This is a genomic window from Caulobacter sp. FV1ye6ST (assembly GCF_058681225.1).
This window is the reverse complement of record NZ_CM178733.1, coordinates 344889-361620: the sequence shown is the minus strand read 5'-3', so window position 1 is coordinate 361620 and position 16732 is coordinate 344889. Positions and strand designations below refer to the sequence as shown.

Genomic DNA, 16732 nt, shown 5'->3' with positions numbered 1-16732 from the left:
AGCCTTCTCAAGTACAACAGGATATCGCGATGAACTCGATGATGAGGCGCCGCAGCATGCTGCGCGCCGGCGCCCTAGGCCTTGTCGGCCTTGGGCTCGACAGAGCCTTTCCCGCCTGGGCCCAGAGCGGGTCGCCAGGCCTGCAACCCGAGCGCCCGGCGCTGAGCGGCGAGGACATTCGGCTGCGGATCGCCCACGAGCGCTTCTCGGTCGGGGGTCGCACGGGCCATGCGGTGATGATCAATGGCGTCCTGCCTGGACCGCTGATCCGGCTCCGGGAAGGCCAGGACGTGCGCTTGCATGTCGAGAACCGCCTGGCCGAGGACACCTCCATCCACTGGCACGGCCTAATCGTGCCGTTCCATATGGACGGCGTGCCCGGGATCAGTTTTCCCGGCATCAAACCGGGCGAGACATTCACCTACAGGTTCCCCATCCGCCAGGCGGGCACCTATTGGTACCACTCTCATTCGGGCTTGCAGGAGCAGATGGGACACTATGGCCCGCTGGTCATCGATCCGGCCGAGGCGGAGCCTGTCGCCTACGATCGAGAGCATGTCATCGTGCTCTCCGATTGGACCTTCCTGCATCCCCACCAGGTCATCGCGAAGGTCAAGCAGGAGGGCGGATACTTCAACCGCCGCCGCCTCACCGCTTTCAGCCGAAGCATGAGCCGCGCCGATCGCGCGCAGTTCTCGGCCATGCGAATGGACCCCACTGATATCGCCGACGTCAATGGCTCGACCTATAGCTTCCTGATCAACGGCCATGGCCCGACGGAGAACTGGACCGGCCTCTTCCGGCCCGGCGAGCGCGTGCGCCTGCGCTTCATCAACGCCTCTGCGATGACGATCTTTAACGTCCGCATACCCGGACTGCCGATGACTGTGATCCAGGCCGACGGCAACCCGGTCCAGCCTGTGGAGACCGACGAGTTCCAGATCTCGGTCGCCGAGACCTATGACGTCATCGTCACCCCGCAGGCCGATGCAGCCTACACGCTGGTCGCCGAAGCGATCGATCGCTCAGGCATGGGACGAGCCACGCTCGCGCCGCGGCTTGGCATGGCCGCCGCCGTGCCGGCTCTGCGTGCTCGGCCGATCTTGTCGATGCGCGACATGGGGATGGGCGCTATGGCTGGCGCGCAGAGCGCAAACGAAGCCTGCCCGCCCGAACACGCGGCCATGGGCCATTGCACGCCGGGTCAACCGGCCGGCGCCATGCACCACAGCATGCGCGACAAGTCGCTGGCGCCGCCCACCGTCAAGGTCGGCGCGGGCGTCGACATGATCGCGCCCATGCCCGTCGATCGAACCGGCGACCGTCCACTGGGCCTGGAGACCGAGTCTCACCGCGTGTTGACCTATCACGATCTCGCGCCGCTAAGGCCCTTCCCAGATCGGCGCGCGCCGACGCGCACGATCGACATCCACCTGACCGGCAACATGGAGCGTTTCATGTGGTCGTTCGATGGGCGAAAGCTCAATGAGGGCGCCGAGCCGATCCGGCTGGCGCGTAACGAGCGGGTCAGGGTGACCTTGATCAACGACTCGATGATGAACCACCCGATCCACATCCACGGGCACTTCTTCGAGCTAGTGACCGGCCAGGCCCACGGTCACCCGATCAAGCACACCGTCAACGTCATGCCCGGCGGCAAGGCTAGCTTCGACCTCACGGCTGACGCGCCTGGGGACTGGGCGTTCCACTGCCATCTGCTCTATCACATGCACGCGGGGATGATGAATGTCGTCAAGGTGCGGCCGCTGGACGAAGGGGTCGCGTCATGATCCCCGCAGTCCTGTTTGCGATCGCCGCCGCGACCGCCTCCCCCCACACGGCCCCCGTGCCCGAGGCCGCTGGCCAGACCGCGCCGGCTGTCTCGGCCTGCCCGCCCGCCCATGCCGCCATGGGTCATTGCGTCCCCGCGTCACCGTCAGCGCCCGCATCTGCTAGCGAGGATCCCGCCTGCCCCCCCGCCCACGCCGCCATGGGCCACTGCACGCCATCAATGGGCGCGCCGCCACGCAACGGACCGCCGTCAGAAGCTGCGAGCGGACCAGCGTTCGCCGCCGACGCTGTCTGGGGAGCCCAGGCGATGGCTGCGTCGCGGCGCGCGGTCTTCAACGAGCATGGCGACTTTCGCGGCCGCCGCATCCTGATCGATCGCCTAGAAACCCGCGCGCAAGATGGCCGGGACGGCTACGGTTGGGACGGCCAGGCGTGGTTCGGCGGCGACTATGATCGTCTCCTGCTCAAGACCACCGCCGAGGGTGAGCGTGGCAGAACGCCGGAGACCGTCGAGGTTCAAGCGCTCTGGAGCCATGTTCTAGACCCGTGGTTTGAGTTGCAGGCGGGCGTGCGCCACGACATCCGCCGGGGCCAGGACCGTAGCCATTTGACGCTGGGCGTCCAAGGGCTGGCGCCCTACTGGTTCGAGGTCGATGCAGCCGCCTTCGTCTCCGATCGGGGGGCGGTGTCAGCCAGGTTCGAGGCTGAATACGACGCGCGCCTAACCAACCGGCTAATCCTGCAGCCGCGTCTCGAAGCTAACCTTTCGGCGCAGACGACGCGGTCAATTGGCGTGGGCGCCGGGCTCTCGAGCTTCGAGACGGGGCTGCGTCTGCGCTACGCGCTCAAGCCGGAATTGGCGCCCTATGTTGGCGTCGACTACCACCGCGCTTTTGGCGACACTGCCGATCTGGCGCGTGCGGCCGGTGAGAAGGCTGGCGGTTGGAGCCTGGTCGCGGGCGTGCGCGCCTGGTTCTAAAAAAGCGGCCGCCGGGCTCGGCTGCAAAGCCTCGCCCGGCGGCCGAGTGGCCTTGGCCTAGCGGCGGATGCTAGGCTTCGGGCTCGAGGGACTTCAGGGCGATGGTCCGATCTGACAGGCGTCGCCGGTCCGGCTGGGCGCCTTGCGCCACCAGCTTGCGCCCCTGCACGTAGTCCTTGACGCTATTGACGCAGTCCAGGGCGATGACCTGTCCAGCCTTCAGATAGACGAGCGTGAAGCTGCGATCGGCCGGAACACCACGCAAGACGATCTCATCATAACCAAGGCTCAAGCCGACCGTTTGGAGCTTGATGTCGTACTGGTTGGACCAGAACCAGGGCGTGACGTCGTAGGCGGCCGGCTGGCCAAGGATGGCCTTGGCTGCGACGCTGGCTTGGTCATTGGCGTTCTGGACAGACTCCAGCCGCACCCGTGCGCCGCGGGCATAGCCGTTGGCGTGACGCGCGCAGTCGCCGATCGCATAGATGTCGGGCAGGGAGGTCTGGCAAAAGCTATCGACCTCGACCCCGTCGCCGCCTTCGGCGCCGGCGGCCAGCAACGGCGCGACGGCTGGGATGATGCCGATACCGACGATGACCAGCTGAGCCTCGAGCACCTGGCCGTCAGCCAGGCGTACGCCTGTGACGCTCTCCTCGCCCAGGATCGCCTCGACCGCGGCGCCCAGACGCACATCGACGCCATGGGCGCGATGTTCAGCCTCGAGGAACCGCGACAGCGGCTCTCCCGCCGCCCGCGCCAGCACGCGGTCCAGAGCTTCCAGCAACACCACCTGCTTGCCGGCTTTCGCCAATACCGCGGCGGCCTCAAGGCCAATATAGCCGGCGCCGATTACCACCACCTGCGTAGCCTTGGCCGCCTGGCCGACGATCTGGTCGGCGTCTCCACGAGTGCGCACGGTGTTTACGCCGGCGAGCGCCCCGCCGGCGCAGCTCAGCCGTCGCGGTTGCCCGCCCGTAGCCCAGACGAGGTGGCGGTATGTGATTGTCTCGCCAGCGCTCGTTGTGACGCTGTAACGAACGGGGTCGACCCTATCGACGGCCACTCCGAGCTTGAAGACGACCTCGCGTTCGGCCCAGAAGCTTTCCGGACGTATCAGCAGGCGCTCGAATGTCTTGTCGCCGGCGAAATAGTCTTTCGACAGGGGCGGGCGCTCATAGGGCAGGTCCGGCTCGGCCCCTATCACGAGAATACGGCCCTCATATTTTGCCTGCCGCAAAGCGATCGCGCAGGCCGCGCCAGCGTGCCCCGCGCCGACGATCAGGACATCGGTATCGATCATGCCTAGTCTTCCTCGGCGATCCGCACGCGAAGGCCGTCCAGCGCATCGTCGAAGCGCAGCTGACACGACAGACGAGAGTGCGGCTGGCGATGGCTCGAGCTCTCGAGGAGGTCATCTTCGTCCTCGCCCATCGGCGGCAGCGTCGCGGCTAAGTCGGGATCCACATAGACGTGGCAGGTCGCGCAACTGCAGCAGCCGCCGCAAAGCGCCAGAAGCTCGTCCACGCCTCCGTCTCGGATCAGTTCCATGACCGATCGCCCCATTTGGGCTTCGAGTTCGATTTCCTCGCCCTGCCGAGTGACGACGATCAGTTTTGGCACGGTAGGGTCTCCGAAGATCTCTTGCGGGCAACAGCCAGGGATCGCCGCCGTCGATGGAGCGAGAACCCTGGCCGTGGGTTGTGAGGGAGAGTTGGCTGGGCCAGGCGTAGCCTGGCCCATGGGGCTACCCGTGCGTGTGGGTGTGTGGCGGCATGACCCCGCCCAGAGCGTCGATCACCGCCTTTGGCGCGGTCTTGACCGAACCGGCGTTGAACGGCGGGTGCGGATCGTACTCGATGGCCAATTGCGCCATCATGGCTTGCTGAGGTCCGTAGAGATCGGCGATGAGAGCCAGCGTCAGATCGATGCCCGCCGACACGCCGGCGGAGGTCCAATACTTGCCGTCCCGCACCCAGCGCTCCTGCACAAACGTGCCGCCAGCCCCCTCGATCATGGTCGGGAATTTCCAATAGGTGGTGGCGCGCCGGCCCTTGAGAAGGCCGATCTGGGCCAGGAGGAGCGAGCCTGTGCAGATCCCGACAGTGTAGGTCGAGGTGGCGTCGATCTTTTTCACCCAGTCAGCGATCACTGGATCGTTGGCCGCAGCCATCAGGCCCTGGGCGCCGCCCGGGACAAGTAGGACGTCGGTGCGTTCGATCTGGTCGATCCTGACATTGGCCTTGTAGTCGACGATGCCGCTGTCGCTCTTCATCAGATCGGTCGTCTTGCCCGCCAGAACGACCTCGATGCCTTCGACGCGATGCAGAGCCTCGTAGGGGCCGATCCAGTCCAGAACCGTGGTGCCGGGGTAGAGCAGCATCGTCACTTGGGTCTTCTTGACCGGCGCGCCCGGCTTGGGATCTTCGGCCGGCGCCGGTTGCGCCTTGGCCGCCGCGCCCGCAGCGAGTAGCGCAGCGCCGCCCGCAAGGCCCAGGGCGGTGCGACGATTGATAGGATCACTCATGGATGTCCTCCTGTCGGATTTTCAGAGCGCCCGGTTGCGGGCGGGCGAAGGGTTATGGCTGAGCCGGCGAGCTCAGCGGCTGGGGGTGTCGCTGTTGAAGATGTCGCGGTGTCGCTTCCAGGAACCGTCTTCGCGCTTCCAGACGACGATGTACTTGCCGAGATTGACGCCGACCTCGCGCCTGGCCTCCAGGCGGGTGACCACGGCCCGTCCGCTTTCGATGACCAGTTCGTCCAGAATGATCGAGTCGATGGCGTCGAACTGTCCGCGCGATTGCTTATCCGGATCGCTGATTGCTGCGGTCCAGAACGCCACCACGGCGTCGCGCCCTTCCACATAAGGACCACCCGACGGCAGCAGGAGCGTGTCCCCGGTGAACAGAGCAGGCAGCGCGCCGTGGTCCCGATTGAATAAGGCGTCGGCGAACACCCTTCGGCGGTCGGCGATCGCCGCCAGGATCGCGTCGTGGTCCGCTCCAGCCGCGTGGGCGCCGCGGCCTGCCGCGACCAGAGCGCCGCCCGCCAGGCCACTAGCGGCGAAGCTTCGACGATCGATCGGATCATTCATGCGATGCCTCCGGCCGTCGGCCGCGCTGTTTGGGAGAGGTCAGCGCCGGTCGCGCGCGCGATGTCGCCCGCCACGAAGCGGGCTCCATAGAGGAACAGCAGAGCGCCGAGGCTGGCGAACCCCGCCATGATCGCCAGGGCGTAGCGCAGCGACTGCGCGCCAAACTCGGGCCGCAGCAGATCGCTCAGGAAGCCGGTCAGCAACGGACCCAGCCCTTGTCCGGTCAAGGCTGTCGTCACCATCACCAAGGCGGTCGCCAGGCCGCGCATGGCCGGACGCGCCAGGTTCTGGGTCAGGCCAAAGGCGGGGCCAAAGTGCATCGCCGAGATCACCGTACCGACCGCGTAGATGGCCAGGCCGACGTGAAGATCACCAGCCAGACAGAATAGGGCGAAGAACGGCGTGGTCAGGAAAGTCACGATCGCGGGGAAATAGAGTCTGACGCGCGGATTGCGCGCCGACAGCCAGTCCGATAGCGCCCCGCCGGCGAAGGTGCCGATCGCGCCGGAAATCCCAAGCACCAGGCCAAGCTGCAGTCCGACCTGGGTCAGCGTCAGGCCATGGACCTTGATCAGAAAGGCTGGGACCCAGGCGGCATAGGCGCCTTGCGTCACGGCGACGACCGTCAGCCCCCCGGCGGCGGCCAGATAGGCCCGCTGGCTCCAGAGGAAGCTCAACACTGTGCGCGTCGACACATCGCTACGCAGCGTTTGGGGTTCGAAGCGACCGCGCAGGGGCTCCTTGACGGTGAAGCGCACCAGCAGAGCCAGCAGGAGTCCGGGGGGGCCCAGGAGCCAGAACGTCGCGCGCCATCCGAACCGCGCGGCCAGGAACGAGCCGAGCAGGAAGCTCAACATGATGCCGATGTAGATGCCACTGGAATAGATGCCCATGGCCAGCGCTCGGCGGCGTGGCGGGAAGTAGTCGGCGATGATGGAGTAGGTCGGAGCGCCGCCGCCAGCCTCGGCGACGCCGACAATCGCCCGGCCCAGCAGCAACTGGCCAAAGCCGGTGACCGTGCCGCAGAACGAGGTCGCCAGACTCCAGATCACCACCGCGCCGCTCAAGAGGTTGCGCCGGTTGTGTACGTCCGAGTAGCGCGCGATCAGCACCGTCGAGAGCGCGTAGAGCAGCGAGAAGCCAAAACCGGACAGCACGCCCATGGCGGTGTCGGACAGTTGCAGTTCCTGCTGGATCGGCACGAGGAGGATGGACACGACCATCCGGTCGATCCAGTTGAGGATGAAGATCAGGACTAGGATGAAGAGGACATAATAGGCGTAGCGACGGCTCGCCGGCGTCTCGCCGTCGGCCAGAGCCACGTCCAGGTCGCGGGACGACGGAGCCATATTAAGATCGGTCACGCGACACCTCGACCATGCGCAAAGTCAGCCCTGACGGGCAAGAAAAGCGAATCCATGCTGCCGCGAAGCCCCCTTCGACATGTGCTTGATCTTGCCCTGCGGACGGCCAGCCCGGAAAGGACGTTGACGGGGCTTTTTCGGCCACTGGACCCGATGCCTTGCTGCTTTCCGGACGGCGAGATCGTCATCGTCCTAGACCAGGCCCAGCCGGGTCGCCGCCCGCATCGCGGCGGCGCGACGCTCGGCCTTGCCCTCGCGGGTCAGCTCCGCGAAGCGCGCGGCGACGTCAGGGACCAGCGCCGGCGAGCCAGCCCTGAACGGCGGGTCCGGATCATATTCCTGGCCTAGCTGGATGAGCTTGGCCTGGTCATCTCCCCACAGCTTGGCGATCAGCGTCAAGGCAAAGTCCAGGCCTGCCGTGACCCCGCCGCCGGTGATGCGGTTGCGATCGACGACGACGCGCTGATGAACGGGTTCAGCGCCGAAGATCGGCAATTCCCCCATGGCCGCCCAGTGGGTCGCGGCCTTGTAGCCATTCAGCAGGCCCGCAGCGCCCAGCACCAGGGCCCCAGTGCAGACCGAGGTGATCCATTGGGCGCCCTTGGCCTGCCGGACCAGGAAATCGAGAACTTCGACGTCTTCCATCAGGCGCGTGGTCCCGATTCCGCCTGGCACGAAGATCATGTCCAGTTGCGGCGCCTCGTCGAGCGTCATGTCGGCCATGATCCGCAAGCCCCAATCGGTTGAGATCGACCCTCGTGTCTTACCGATGACATTCACCCGCGCGTCCTTCACGCGCGCGAGCGCGTCGCTGGGACCGGCGAAGTCCAGGTTCGTCATCTGATCGAACACGAGCATGCCGATCTCTAACTTGGGTGACGTTGGCGCGGTCATGTCGCTTGCGCTGGCTTGCCGGGGACCCGCACGGTCTGCAATTGCATGTACTCGTCCAGGCCATGCAGCCCGAACTCGCTGCCGATGCCCGACTGCTTGGCGCCGCCGAACGGGGCGTCGGGGGAGATGGTGGCGTGGTCGTTGACCCACACCGTACCCGCCTGCATCCGCTCAGCGAGGCGCCGCGCCGCATCCAGGTCCGTCGACCAGACCGATCCGCCGAGGCCGTTTTCGCTGGCGTTGGCGCGGGCGAGCGCATCCTCCGGATCGGAAAAGCGGATCAGCGGCAGGATGGGGCCAAACTGCTCCTCGTCGACCGCACGGACCCCTTCGGCGACGTCGACCAGGACCGACAGAGGGAAGAAGTAGCCTTCGCGTTCAAGGGGCGCGCCGCCGCTGAGGAAACGCCCGCCCTTGGCGATAGCATCCTCGGCCAGGGCGGAAATGTAGTCGAACTGCGCCCGGTTTTGCACGGGGCCAAACTGCGTGGCCGGATCGTCGCCGGGCCCGATCCGGGCCTCCTTGGCGAGGGTCGCCAGCTTGTCGGCCAGGGCGTCGTGCACCGCCTCGTGCACGTAGAGGCGCTTGAGCGCGGCGCAGGTCTGCCCGACATTGCCGAATGACTTGGAGAAGATCTTCGGTGCGATCGCCTCGATATCGGCGTCAGCCAGCACGATCGCCGCGTCGTTCCCGCCCAGTTCCAACGTCAACCGCTTCAGATTGGCCGCGCCGCTGGCCATGATGCGCCGGCCGGTCGGGGTCGAGCCCGTAAAGACGATCTTGTCGATCCCGGGGTGTTCGGAGATGGCTTGCCCGAGATCGGCGCCGCCCGACACCGAGTTGAGGACGCCGGGCGGCAGGTGTGCGTTGGCGATCTCGATGAAGCGGAGGGTGGCCAGGGGCGTGTAGGGCGAGGGCTTGACCACGACCGTATTGCCGGTCAGCAGCGCGGGCATGATGTGCCAGACGGCGATCATGACGGGATAGTTCCAGGGGGTGATCGAAGCCACGACACCGAGCGGCCGGCGGTGCACCTCGACCGTCTCGGCACCATCGTCCTTGACCACCTCGACCACGGGCCGCAGCGCAGCGGTGGCGTGAGCCCAGTGGGCCGCGCCCATGATTTCGCCAACAGCGCTGGTGCGCAGCGGCTTGCCCTGCTCCTTGGAAAGCAGCGCTCCAAGTGCTTCGCGCTCGGCTTCCAGGGCGTCGGCTATCGCTTCGATGGCGTGGGCCCGCGCCTCGATCGGCGTGGCTGCCCAGGCGGGGAAAGCGCGCCTTGCCGCCGCGACCGCGCGATCGAGATCCTCGCGGCTAGCTTGCGGCGCCTGAGCGAAGGCCGCGCCCGTCGCCGGATCGATGACGGCGAAGGTTTCCGTCGTCGCCAACGCTTTGCCGTCCACCATCAGGGAGGGAATGGTGAGCGGCGCGTCCTGCGTGGCGGTCGGAGTCGGTTCCATGTCTTGCTCTCTTTCAGCCTGCCGATGCAGGTCTTCAAATGGCGAGCAAAGGCATTGGGCGCCCGCCGTGCGGACCCCAGCGCCTCCGCGAACCCGCGGATTGCGAAAGTCGGTGGTCAGGTCCGGCGCGCTACTCGGAGGCGTGTCGGGCCCATGGGTTTCCGGGCAGCAAGGCCTCGGTGAACCCAAATTTCGTTATGTCGGTGATGCGTTGCGGGTAGAGGATTCCATCGAGATGGTCGTATTCGTGCTGAAACAGCCGGGCATGAAAGCCCTTTGCCTCGCGCTCCAGGCTCTGCCCGTCCTCGAGCGTGCCGCCGTAACGGATATGTGTGACGCGCGGTACGAGACCGCGCATCCCCGGCACCGAAAGGCATGATTCCGGCTTCTGGTCCGTCTCCTCGGTTAGGAATTCCAGCCACGGATTGATGAGCGTGGTCAGCGCCACCGGCTTTTCGTCGGGATGATACTTGTTGGGCGCGATGCCGAAGATCAGCAGCCTCAGGTCGATCCCGATCTGCGGCGCGGCCAAGCCGAACCCGCCCAGCGCGTTCATGGTGTCGTACATATCTGCGATCGCCGCCTTGACCGACGGGTCGTGGATGTCGTTCACGGGCTTGGCGACGTCCAGCAGGCGAATGTCGCCAAGCTTCAGGATCTCGCGGATCATTGGCTCGCCCCTTTTCGTTGGCTTCGGTCTTTGCGCGCAAGATAGGCCAGGGCCCACTGGCGGCATTGCTCGATCAGAAAAGGCGCCTTCTCGCGGGCCGTCTCTGTCTCCGAGCGCGTCTGCAGCCAGCCCAGATACGTCGTGGCGCGCAGGAATTGGAACAGCGGCAGGTGTCCTAGGTCAGCCTCGGGCAACGGCCTGACGGTGCGATAACCCGCCAGCAGGCTGTCGCGCAGCAGGGGATACTCAGCCTCGCTTCGGGCGGCGTTGAGGATGGTCGCCAGCTCGAACAGATACCAGCCGAACCCGCAGTCGTCGAAATCGATCGCCTGCAGTTGGCCGTCGTGCTCCATCACGTTGTCACGGATGAGGTCGGCGTGGATCATGCCAAACCGGCCGCCGTCCTTGCCGAAGGCCGCCAGATCCGCCCAGGCGTATTCCCGCGCCTCAAGCAGCAGCGCCCGCTCGCTTGCCGACAGGGCTGGAAGTTCCCAAAACCGCCCCCAGAGCGGGTTGGACCCGAGCAGGCCCTCTTCGTCCCAACGGTGGCGGAAAAAACCCTGTGGCAGCGGCAGCGCCGCGCCGTGGGCGTGAAGCTGGGCAGCCAGGGCGCCGACGCGTCGAAACTGATCGGCCTTGGAAAGGCGGCCATCCGCACCGACCGGACCGCCTGACAGCCAGCCGAGCATGTCGACCTGACGGATTTCCGGAACCCCTGGGGCCTCGGCGTGGATGAACAAGCTGCCGTCCGCCGCGCGGATGACAGGCGGCACGGCGATCCCCGAACGGCTCAGTTCGGCCATCCAGAAGAGCTCTGAGCGTAGCGCCGCGTCGTCGTGATAGCCGGCGCGGTGGACTCGCAAGGCCACTCGAGCGCCATCTTCGCGCCTTGCGGAGAAGACGGCGTTCTCGCGGTTCTTGAACAGCTTGAGGTCGGTGAAGCGACCGTCCCATTGGGTAAGGGCCGCGCGCGCCAACTCGGTCAGGCGTTCAGCCTGATCCTCGCTCGACATCGTATAGAAGCCAGACACGGACATGGCCTCCTATGCGGCGCTCAAGGCGCTATCGAGGACCGACACCAGATGGTCGGCATGATCGGCGGAGAAGACCAGCGGCGGCCGCATCTTCAGGATGTTGCTGTGACGGCCGATACGATTGATCAGCACCCCGTCCTCGCGCATGCGGTTGACGATCCGCGTGGTCTCCTCCCGGGCGGGTTCGCCGTCAGGCCTGAGGAACTCGACGCCGAACGACAGCCCCCTGCCGCGCACATTGGCGATCAAGGGATGTTTCGACATTAGCCCCAGCAGGCCCGCGCGCACGTGATCGCCGACGCGGCGGGCATTGCCAAGCAGATCCTCGCGCTCGATGACGTCCAGCACCGCAGCGCCGGCGGCGGCGGCGACGGGATTGGCGGCGAAGGTGTTGAAGTAGCGCGTGGCCGCGCCGAACGCGTCGACCCATTCACGGCGCGTCACCATGCCTGCGACGGGGAAGCCGTTGCCCATCGGCTTGCCCAGGGTGACGATGTCGGGGATGACGCCGGTGCGCTGATAGCCCCACATGCCGTCGCCGGTCCGCGCAAAGCCCGACTGGACCTCATCGCAGATGAAGACGCCGCCGGCTTGGCGCACGATCTCCACCGCCTTCTCGACGTAGCCGGGCGCGTGGTCGGGCAGGCCTTCATTGGCAAAGAGCGTGTCCAAGAGCAGCGCGGCGACCTTGATCCCGTCGGCCGCAAGGGAATCCACCGCCGCCTGCACCTGCAGGGCGTAGGCCAACGCGAGTTCCGCGTCGGTCCGGCCCTGACGGTCGTGAACCGGATCGGGCACACGCACGAACCGGGCAAAGGCGGGGAACGGCTCGCCACCTGGGAACGACTTAGCGAGCCCGGCGAAGATCGTCGAATTGCCGTGATAGCTGTTGTCGCTGACGATGATGCCCTGGCCGCCTGTGACGAACCGCGCCAGCCGGAAGGCCAGCTCGTTGGCCTCCGTGCCGGAGCAGGTCAGCATCACCGAATCCAGCGGCTCTTCGAACTTGGCCGTCAGCCGCTCGGCGTAGGCCACGAGCGTCTCGTCCAGATAGCGCGAGTGAACGTTCAGTGTCGCGGCCTGGCGGGCTATGGCCTCCACGACGTGCGGGTGGCAGTGGCCAACACACGGCACGTTATTATAGGCGTCGAGATAAACGCGGCCGTCGGCGTCATGAACCCAGACGCCCTCCCCGCGCACGAGGTGCAGCGGCCTTTCGTAGAAGAGCGGACTGTTCTTGCCGAGCACCTGCTGCCGGCGCCGGATCAGTTCATCGAAATCAGACATCCATTCCGCCCCTACTCACAACCGTGCCCGCGAGCGACTGCGCGCCCTTGGGAACTCCTTCAAAGGCGCGCCCGGCAAGCTCGACACATACGAGCACTCGCCGACCAGAATGCGCCACTTACCAGCGAAATTCGGCCGCGAGGCCGACGAGGTTATGGCTTGCGCCAGGCGACAAACCCGCAGGACGAGCCGGTGCCCCCCTCGGTGCGATAGAGGCGTTGGTAGTCGACCACCTCCATGGCCAGACCCGCACGGGTCATTGCCGCGGAGGTCGCGATCCAGCTCTTGCACTCGGAGGTGCCCGCCATCAGTTCGTTCTGCGGCAGGCTTCGCAAAGTCTCCGCGTCATCAGTCAGCATCGCCTGCAGGAAGCGCGCATCCCATTGCGGATCGACCACGAAGTGGGTCAGGCCTCCGGTGGTCAGGATCGCCACCCGCGCATCGCTGTCCCAAGCGGCGACGGCGTCAGCCAGGGCCGCGCCGAAGTCGTAGCAGCGCGCCGCGCTCGGGCTATTGTCGTAGTACCAGCAGTTGACGTCGACGGGCACGTGCGGCCGGACGTGGTCGCGCATGATGTTCTTGTAGAGGAAGCCATAGGCGTGGGGCATGCCGTGGAGCAGCGATTTGTCGCCGCGCACCGTGGGCTTCTCGTGGCAGAGCGTAACGTCGAACCCGCTCTGCGTCAGGCTCCTGCCCAGATGCAGGCCGAGCGTCCGATGGCCAGGATAGACGGTCTGCGCCTCGGGCAGGTGACCGTGATCGGAGATCTCGATGCCGACCGGCAGCCGCGCCTTCTGCTCGTCGGTGCGCGGCAGGTTGCCGATTTCCTCGGCGGCGATCACCGCGAAGGCTGGAACGATGTCCGAAAAGATTTCGTGCTGGTCGTTGCCGACGATGATCACGACATCCGGGTCGGCGGCGACATAGGCATCGTGCAGGCGCTCGATCGCCGCGAAGCTGGCGTCCAGAGCGGCTTGGCGGGTGGGAAGGTCGAGCTCGGCGGCGATGTTCTCATGGGTACGCAAAGCAGCCAGTTCGGCGTAGGAGACCTTTCGCCCCTTCCACCACATCGGCACGCCATCGAGGCGATCGCGCGCGGCGCGAATATCCCAGTCCTTGGCCAGCGTGTGCAGTTGCGGGGTGTGGGCGCAACCAATTCCCAGAACGATCTCAGCCACAGCAGTCTTCCCTGGCTTGGCGCGCGCGGATCACCGCTTTTCGCCGATGATGTTGGTCAGCGTGCCGATGCCTTCGATCTCCAGGTCGATCACATCGCCGGGTTCGAGATAGCGACCGGTCTCGAAGCCGCAGCCGTTGCCCATGGTGCCCGAACCCAGCACGTCGCCGGGATAGAGGGTCTCATCGCGACTGACGAAGGCGATGATCTCTTCGAAGCTGTGCTGCATGTCGCCCAGCCGGCCTTGCCCCTGCACCTGGCCGTTGATGCGGCTTTGCATGCGCAAGCTCGCCGGTTCAGGGAGTTCGTCGCGGGTTACGATCCAGGGCCCGAAGGCGTTGCCGGTGTCGAAGTCCTTGCCCTTGGAAGGCCCCATCCGGAACTGCTGATCGCGCACCTGCTCGTCGCGGGCGCTGAAGTCGTTGTAGATGGTGTAGCCGAAGATGTGTTCGCGGGCGTCGTCCACGGCGATGTCGACGCCGCGGCGACCAACGATGGCCGCGCACTCGACCTCGTAGTCCATGGTGTTGGTGAAGCGCGGCCAGCGGATCGTGGCCCCATGGCCCGAAGCGGTCATCCGGTTGCCCTTGAAGTAGAAGGGCCGCTGGTACCAGATCGGCGGCAGGTCATAGGCGCCGCTGGCCTTGTATTGCGCGTAGGCGGCTTGCGGGTCGGGCTGGGTGGCGGCGCGGGTGCGCATGCTGGCCTCGAGCGCCTGCAGGCTGTGCAATTCGAAGTTGGCGAAATCGCGGATCGAGTTGGGGACAGGCAGCGGCGCCTGCAGGGTCACGTCATCGAGGCTGAACAGGTGGTCGCCGCGGTTCTGAGCCAGGAGACCCGCGGCGATGTCGAGGGCCTCCACCTCATTTTCGATGATCGTCAGCATGCGGGCGAACAGCGGCGCGCGGCGGGCCGCCGCGGCCGCGGCGGCCAGATCGAGGATCTTGCCGTCGGGCGTCACCGCCCCGGTTCGCGCCTGGCCGCCCGTCACGAAGGTCACCAGTTTCATAGCTTGAACAGCTTCTGGGCCGTGCCGCTCTTGATAAGCTTGGACACGCCCGGATCCAGGGCGTTGACCCGCGCCAGGCAGCCTTGCATGTCGCCGATGTTGTGCGGATAGTCCGAGCCGTACATCACCCGCTCGGGCCCGCCCGCCACGTCCAGGCACAGGTTGAGCGCGCCCGGCTCATAGACGACCGCGTCGTAGTAGATCCGCTTGAGATAGCTGGACGGCTTGTCGCTGATCTTTTCGGCGCAGGCGGGGATCATCTCATGGCAGCGATCCAGGCGTCCGGCGAGATAGGGCAGGGCCGCGCCGCCGTGGGCGGCGATGATCCCAAGATTCGGATAGCGATCGAGGAAGCCGTCGAGGATCATCCGCGAGATGGCCAAGGTCGTGTCGATCATGAAGCCAATGGGCGGCACCAGGCCGTACTCGTCGAGCTGCAGGTCGACCGCGCCTTGTGGGGCGGTGGGGTGCACCAGAACTGGTAGGGCCAACTGGTCGATCGCTTCCCAGACCGGCGCAAACTGCGGGGCGGTCAGGCTTTCGCCGTCGATATTGGCCGACACGAAGACACCCACGGCGCCCGCCTTCACGGCGCGGCGCAGCTCGGTCACCGCGCGGTCGGCATATTGCCAGGGCAGCGCGGCGAAGAAGCGCAGGCGGTCGGGGTAGCGGCCCTGCTGGTAGGCCATCAGGTCGTTCATCGCCGCGGCGTTGGCGCTGCTGACCGCCTCCCCGCCCCAGAAGACACTGGGGCAGGTCAGCGAGACGATCGCCACGTCGACGCCGGCCTTGTCCATGTTGGCGATGCGCAGGTCGTAGTCGAACATTCCCGGCGTCAGCGTCACGAATGGATTGCCGCGAAGGTACACCGTCTCCTGGCCGGCCTTGGTGGGCTTGACCTCATATTTGGGCCCGCCGTGCTGGCGGAGTTCATCCACCCACGGCTGGCTCAGCATGTGGGTATGGACGTCGATCACCGGGACAGAGGACATGGTCACTTCTCCAGGTTGATACGGTTGGAAAGACGGCCCAGACCCTCGATCTCGACGTCGCAGAGCTTGCCGTCGTAGGGGGCCAGATAGGTGCCGATATTGCCGCGCGGGTGCTTGGCGGTGCCCTTGGAGGCGGTGCCCGTGTGGATGCAGTCGCCCGGCTCCATGGTGAACCACTTGGAGGCGGTCGAGATCACCTGTTCGACCGGGAAGAAGTAGTTTGCCGTCGTGTCCTCGGTGAAGCATTCGCCATCGACATAGCCGCGGACGATCAGCTTGTTGGGATCGGGCACCTCGTCCTTGGTGGTCAGCCACGGGCCCATGGCCGCGAAGGTGTCGGCCGCCTTGGACTTGGAGTGGTAGATGAACAGCAGCCAGGTGTCCTCGCCCTCGAACTTGGGGCGCCAGGCGGTATGGTGCGGCTTGACGATGTCGGCGGTCTGCTTGAGCGCGATCGAGTCCTCACCGAATTTGACGCCGCTGGCGGTCACATCGTTGGTCAGGGTGTAGCCGAAGACGTAGTCGAGCGCTTTCTCGGGCGGCACATTCTTGGCGGTCTTGCCAAACACCACGACCGGTTCGGGCTCAGGAATGGCCGGGCCGTGGTCCTTAAGCAGATCGATGGTCTTGTTGTGACCGGTGAGGGCCGAGCGGCCCTTGGTGAAGAACATCGGCGCCGTCATCGGCTTGAGCGCCTTGTCGTTCAGATTGTTGTTGTTGACGGCGCAGCCGAGGATCTTGGAGGCGCGCGGGTTGGGCGCCATCCAGTCGGCGTTGGCCAGATCGATGACCGCAAGCTTGCCGGCTAGCGCGGCCTGGATGGCTTCGTTGGCCGTGTCGAGACCGGCGTTGCCGGCCTCGATGAGGTCTTCCATCCAGGGGTAGGCGGCCAAGACGACAGCCTTGTCGTCGGCGACGCGCGCGATAACGGTCGGGCGGCCCTCAAGCCGGATCGTACCCAGTTTCATGGGGCAATTCCTTGTT

General features: G+C 66.0%; 16 protein-coding genes. 2 read left to right on the top strand and 14 right to left on the bottom strand.

Going from position 1 to position 16732, the window contains the following annotated elements; genetic code table 11:
- The first annotated feature begins 29 nt into the window (after positions 1 to 29).
- Both ACW175_RS01885 and ACW175_RS01880 read left to right on the top strand, forming a co-directional pair.
- Positions 30 to 1790, top strand: a complete 1761-nt coding sequence (locus ACW175_RS01885) for a copper resistance system multicopper oxidase (RefSeq protein ID WP_492104876.1) — start codon at positions 30 to 32, stop codon at positions 1788 to 1790.
- 308 nt (positions 1791 to 2098) lie between these two features.
- Entirely contained in the window at positions 2099 to 2770 is a 672-nt protein-coding gene (locus ACW175_RS01880; protein ID WP_492102982.1) for a copper resistance protein B, read from the top strand.
- A 70-nt stretch (positions 2771 to 2840) separates the two neighbouring features.
- Here the strand turns inward: ACW175_RS01880 and ACW175_RS01875 are convergent, their stop codons facing one another.
- From ACW175_RS01875 to ACW175_RS01810, 14 genes are all read right to left on the bottom strand, one after another.
- A complete protein-coding gene (locus ACW175_RS01875) occupies positions 2841 to 4070 on the bottom strand; it encodes an NAD(P)/FAD-dependent oxidoreductase (RefSeq protein ID WP_492102981.1) in 1230 nt (409 codons plus the stop codon).
- A 2-nt stretch (positions 4071 to 4072) separates the two neighbouring features.
- Positions 4073 to 4390, bottom strand: coding sequence for a 2Fe-2S iron-sulfur cluster-binding protein (locus tag ACW175_RS01870; protein ID WP_492102980.1), 318 nt, complete (start codon positions 4388 to 4390; stop codon positions 4073 to 4075).
- A gap of 124 nt (positions 4391 to 4514) precedes the next feature.
- Positions 4515 to 5294 (bottom strand): DJ-1/PfpI family protein, encoded by a 780-nt coding sequence (locus tag ACW175_RS01865; RefSeq protein WP_492102979.1) that lies wholly within the window; start codon positions 5292 to 5294, stop codon positions 4515 to 4517.
- 72 nt (positions 5295 to 5366) lie between these two features.
- Positions 5367 to 5861, bottom strand: coding sequence for a YybH family protein (locus ACW175_RS01860; RefSeq protein ID WP_492102978.1), 495 nt, complete (start codon positions 5859 to 5861; stop codon positions 5367 to 5369).
- Positions 5858 to 7225 (bottom strand): spinster family MFS transporter, encoded by a 1368-nt coding sequence (locus tag ACW175_RS01855; protein WP_492102977.1) that lies wholly within the window; start codon positions 7223 to 7225, stop codon positions 5858 to 5860. The genes ACW175_RS01860 and ACW175_RS01855 overlap by 4 nt, the downstream gene beginning before the upstream one ends.
- 192 nt (positions 7226 to 7417) lie before the next feature.
- The gene (locus ACW175_RS01850) at positions 7418 to 8083 is read right to left on the bottom strand and encodes a DJ-1/PfpI family protein (RefSeq protein ID WP_492102976.1); all 666 of its coding nucleotides are present in this window, start codon (positions 8081 to 8083) and stop codon (positions 7418 to 7420) included.
- Positions 8084 to 8115: 32 nt separating this feature from the next.
- Positions 8116 to 9579, bottom strand: coding sequence for an aldehyde dehydrogenase family protein (locus ACW175_RS01845; protein WP_492102975.1), 1464 nt, complete (start codon positions 9577 to 9579; stop codon positions 8116 to 8118).
- 130 nt (positions 9580 to 9709) lie between these two features.
- The gene (gene def, locus ACW175_RS01840) at positions 9710 to 10249 is read right to left on the bottom strand and encodes a peptide deformylase (protein WP_492102974.1); all 540 of its coding nucleotides are present in this window, start codon (positions 10247 to 10249) and stop codon (positions 9710 to 9712) included.
- The gene (locus ACW175_RS01835) at positions 10246 to 11226 is read right to left on the bottom strand and encodes a phosphotransferase enzyme family protein (protein ID WP_492102973.1); all 981 of its coding nucleotides are present in this window, start codon (positions 11224 to 11226) and stop codon (positions 10246 to 10248) included. The genes def and ACW175_RS01835 overlap by 4 nt, the downstream gene beginning before the upstream one ends.
- 66 nt (positions 11227 to 11292) lie before the next feature.
- Positions 11293 to 12570, bottom strand: a complete 1278-nt coding sequence (locus tag ACW175_RS01830) for an aspartate aminotransferase family protein (RefSeq protein ID WP_492102972.1) — start codon at positions 12568 to 12570, stop codon at positions 11293 to 11295.
- Between the two features lie 152 nt (positions 12571 to 12722).
- Complete coding sequence (locus tag ACW175_RS01825; protein ID WP_492102971.1) at positions 12723 to 13748, bottom strand: DODA-type extradiol aromatic ring-opening family dioxygenase; 1026 nt, start codon at positions 13746 to 13748, stop codon at positions 12723 to 12725.
- 30 nt (positions 13749 to 13778) lie between these two features.
- Positions 13779 to 14756: a fumarylacetoacetate hydrolase family protein gene (locus tag ACW175_RS01820; RefSeq protein ID WP_492102970.1), complete on the bottom strand. Its 978-nt coding sequence runs from the start codon at positions 14754 to 14756 to the stop codon at positions 13779 to 13781.
- Positions 14753 to 15748, bottom strand: a complete 996-nt coding sequence (locus tag ACW175_RS01815) for an amidohydrolase family protein (protein WP_492102969.1) — start codon at positions 15746 to 15748, stop codon at positions 14753 to 14755. Before ACW175_RS01815 ends, ACW175_RS01820 begins: the two co-directional genes overlap by 4 nt.
- Before the next feature lie 2 nt (positions 15749 to 15750).
- Positions 15751 to 16716: a fumarylacetoacetate hydrolase family protein gene (locus tag ACW175_RS01810; protein ID WP_492102968.1), complete on the bottom strand. Its 966-nt coding sequence runs from the start codon at positions 16714 to 16716 to the stop codon at positions 15751 to 15753.
- Positions 16717 to 16732: the final 16 nt, after the last annotated feature.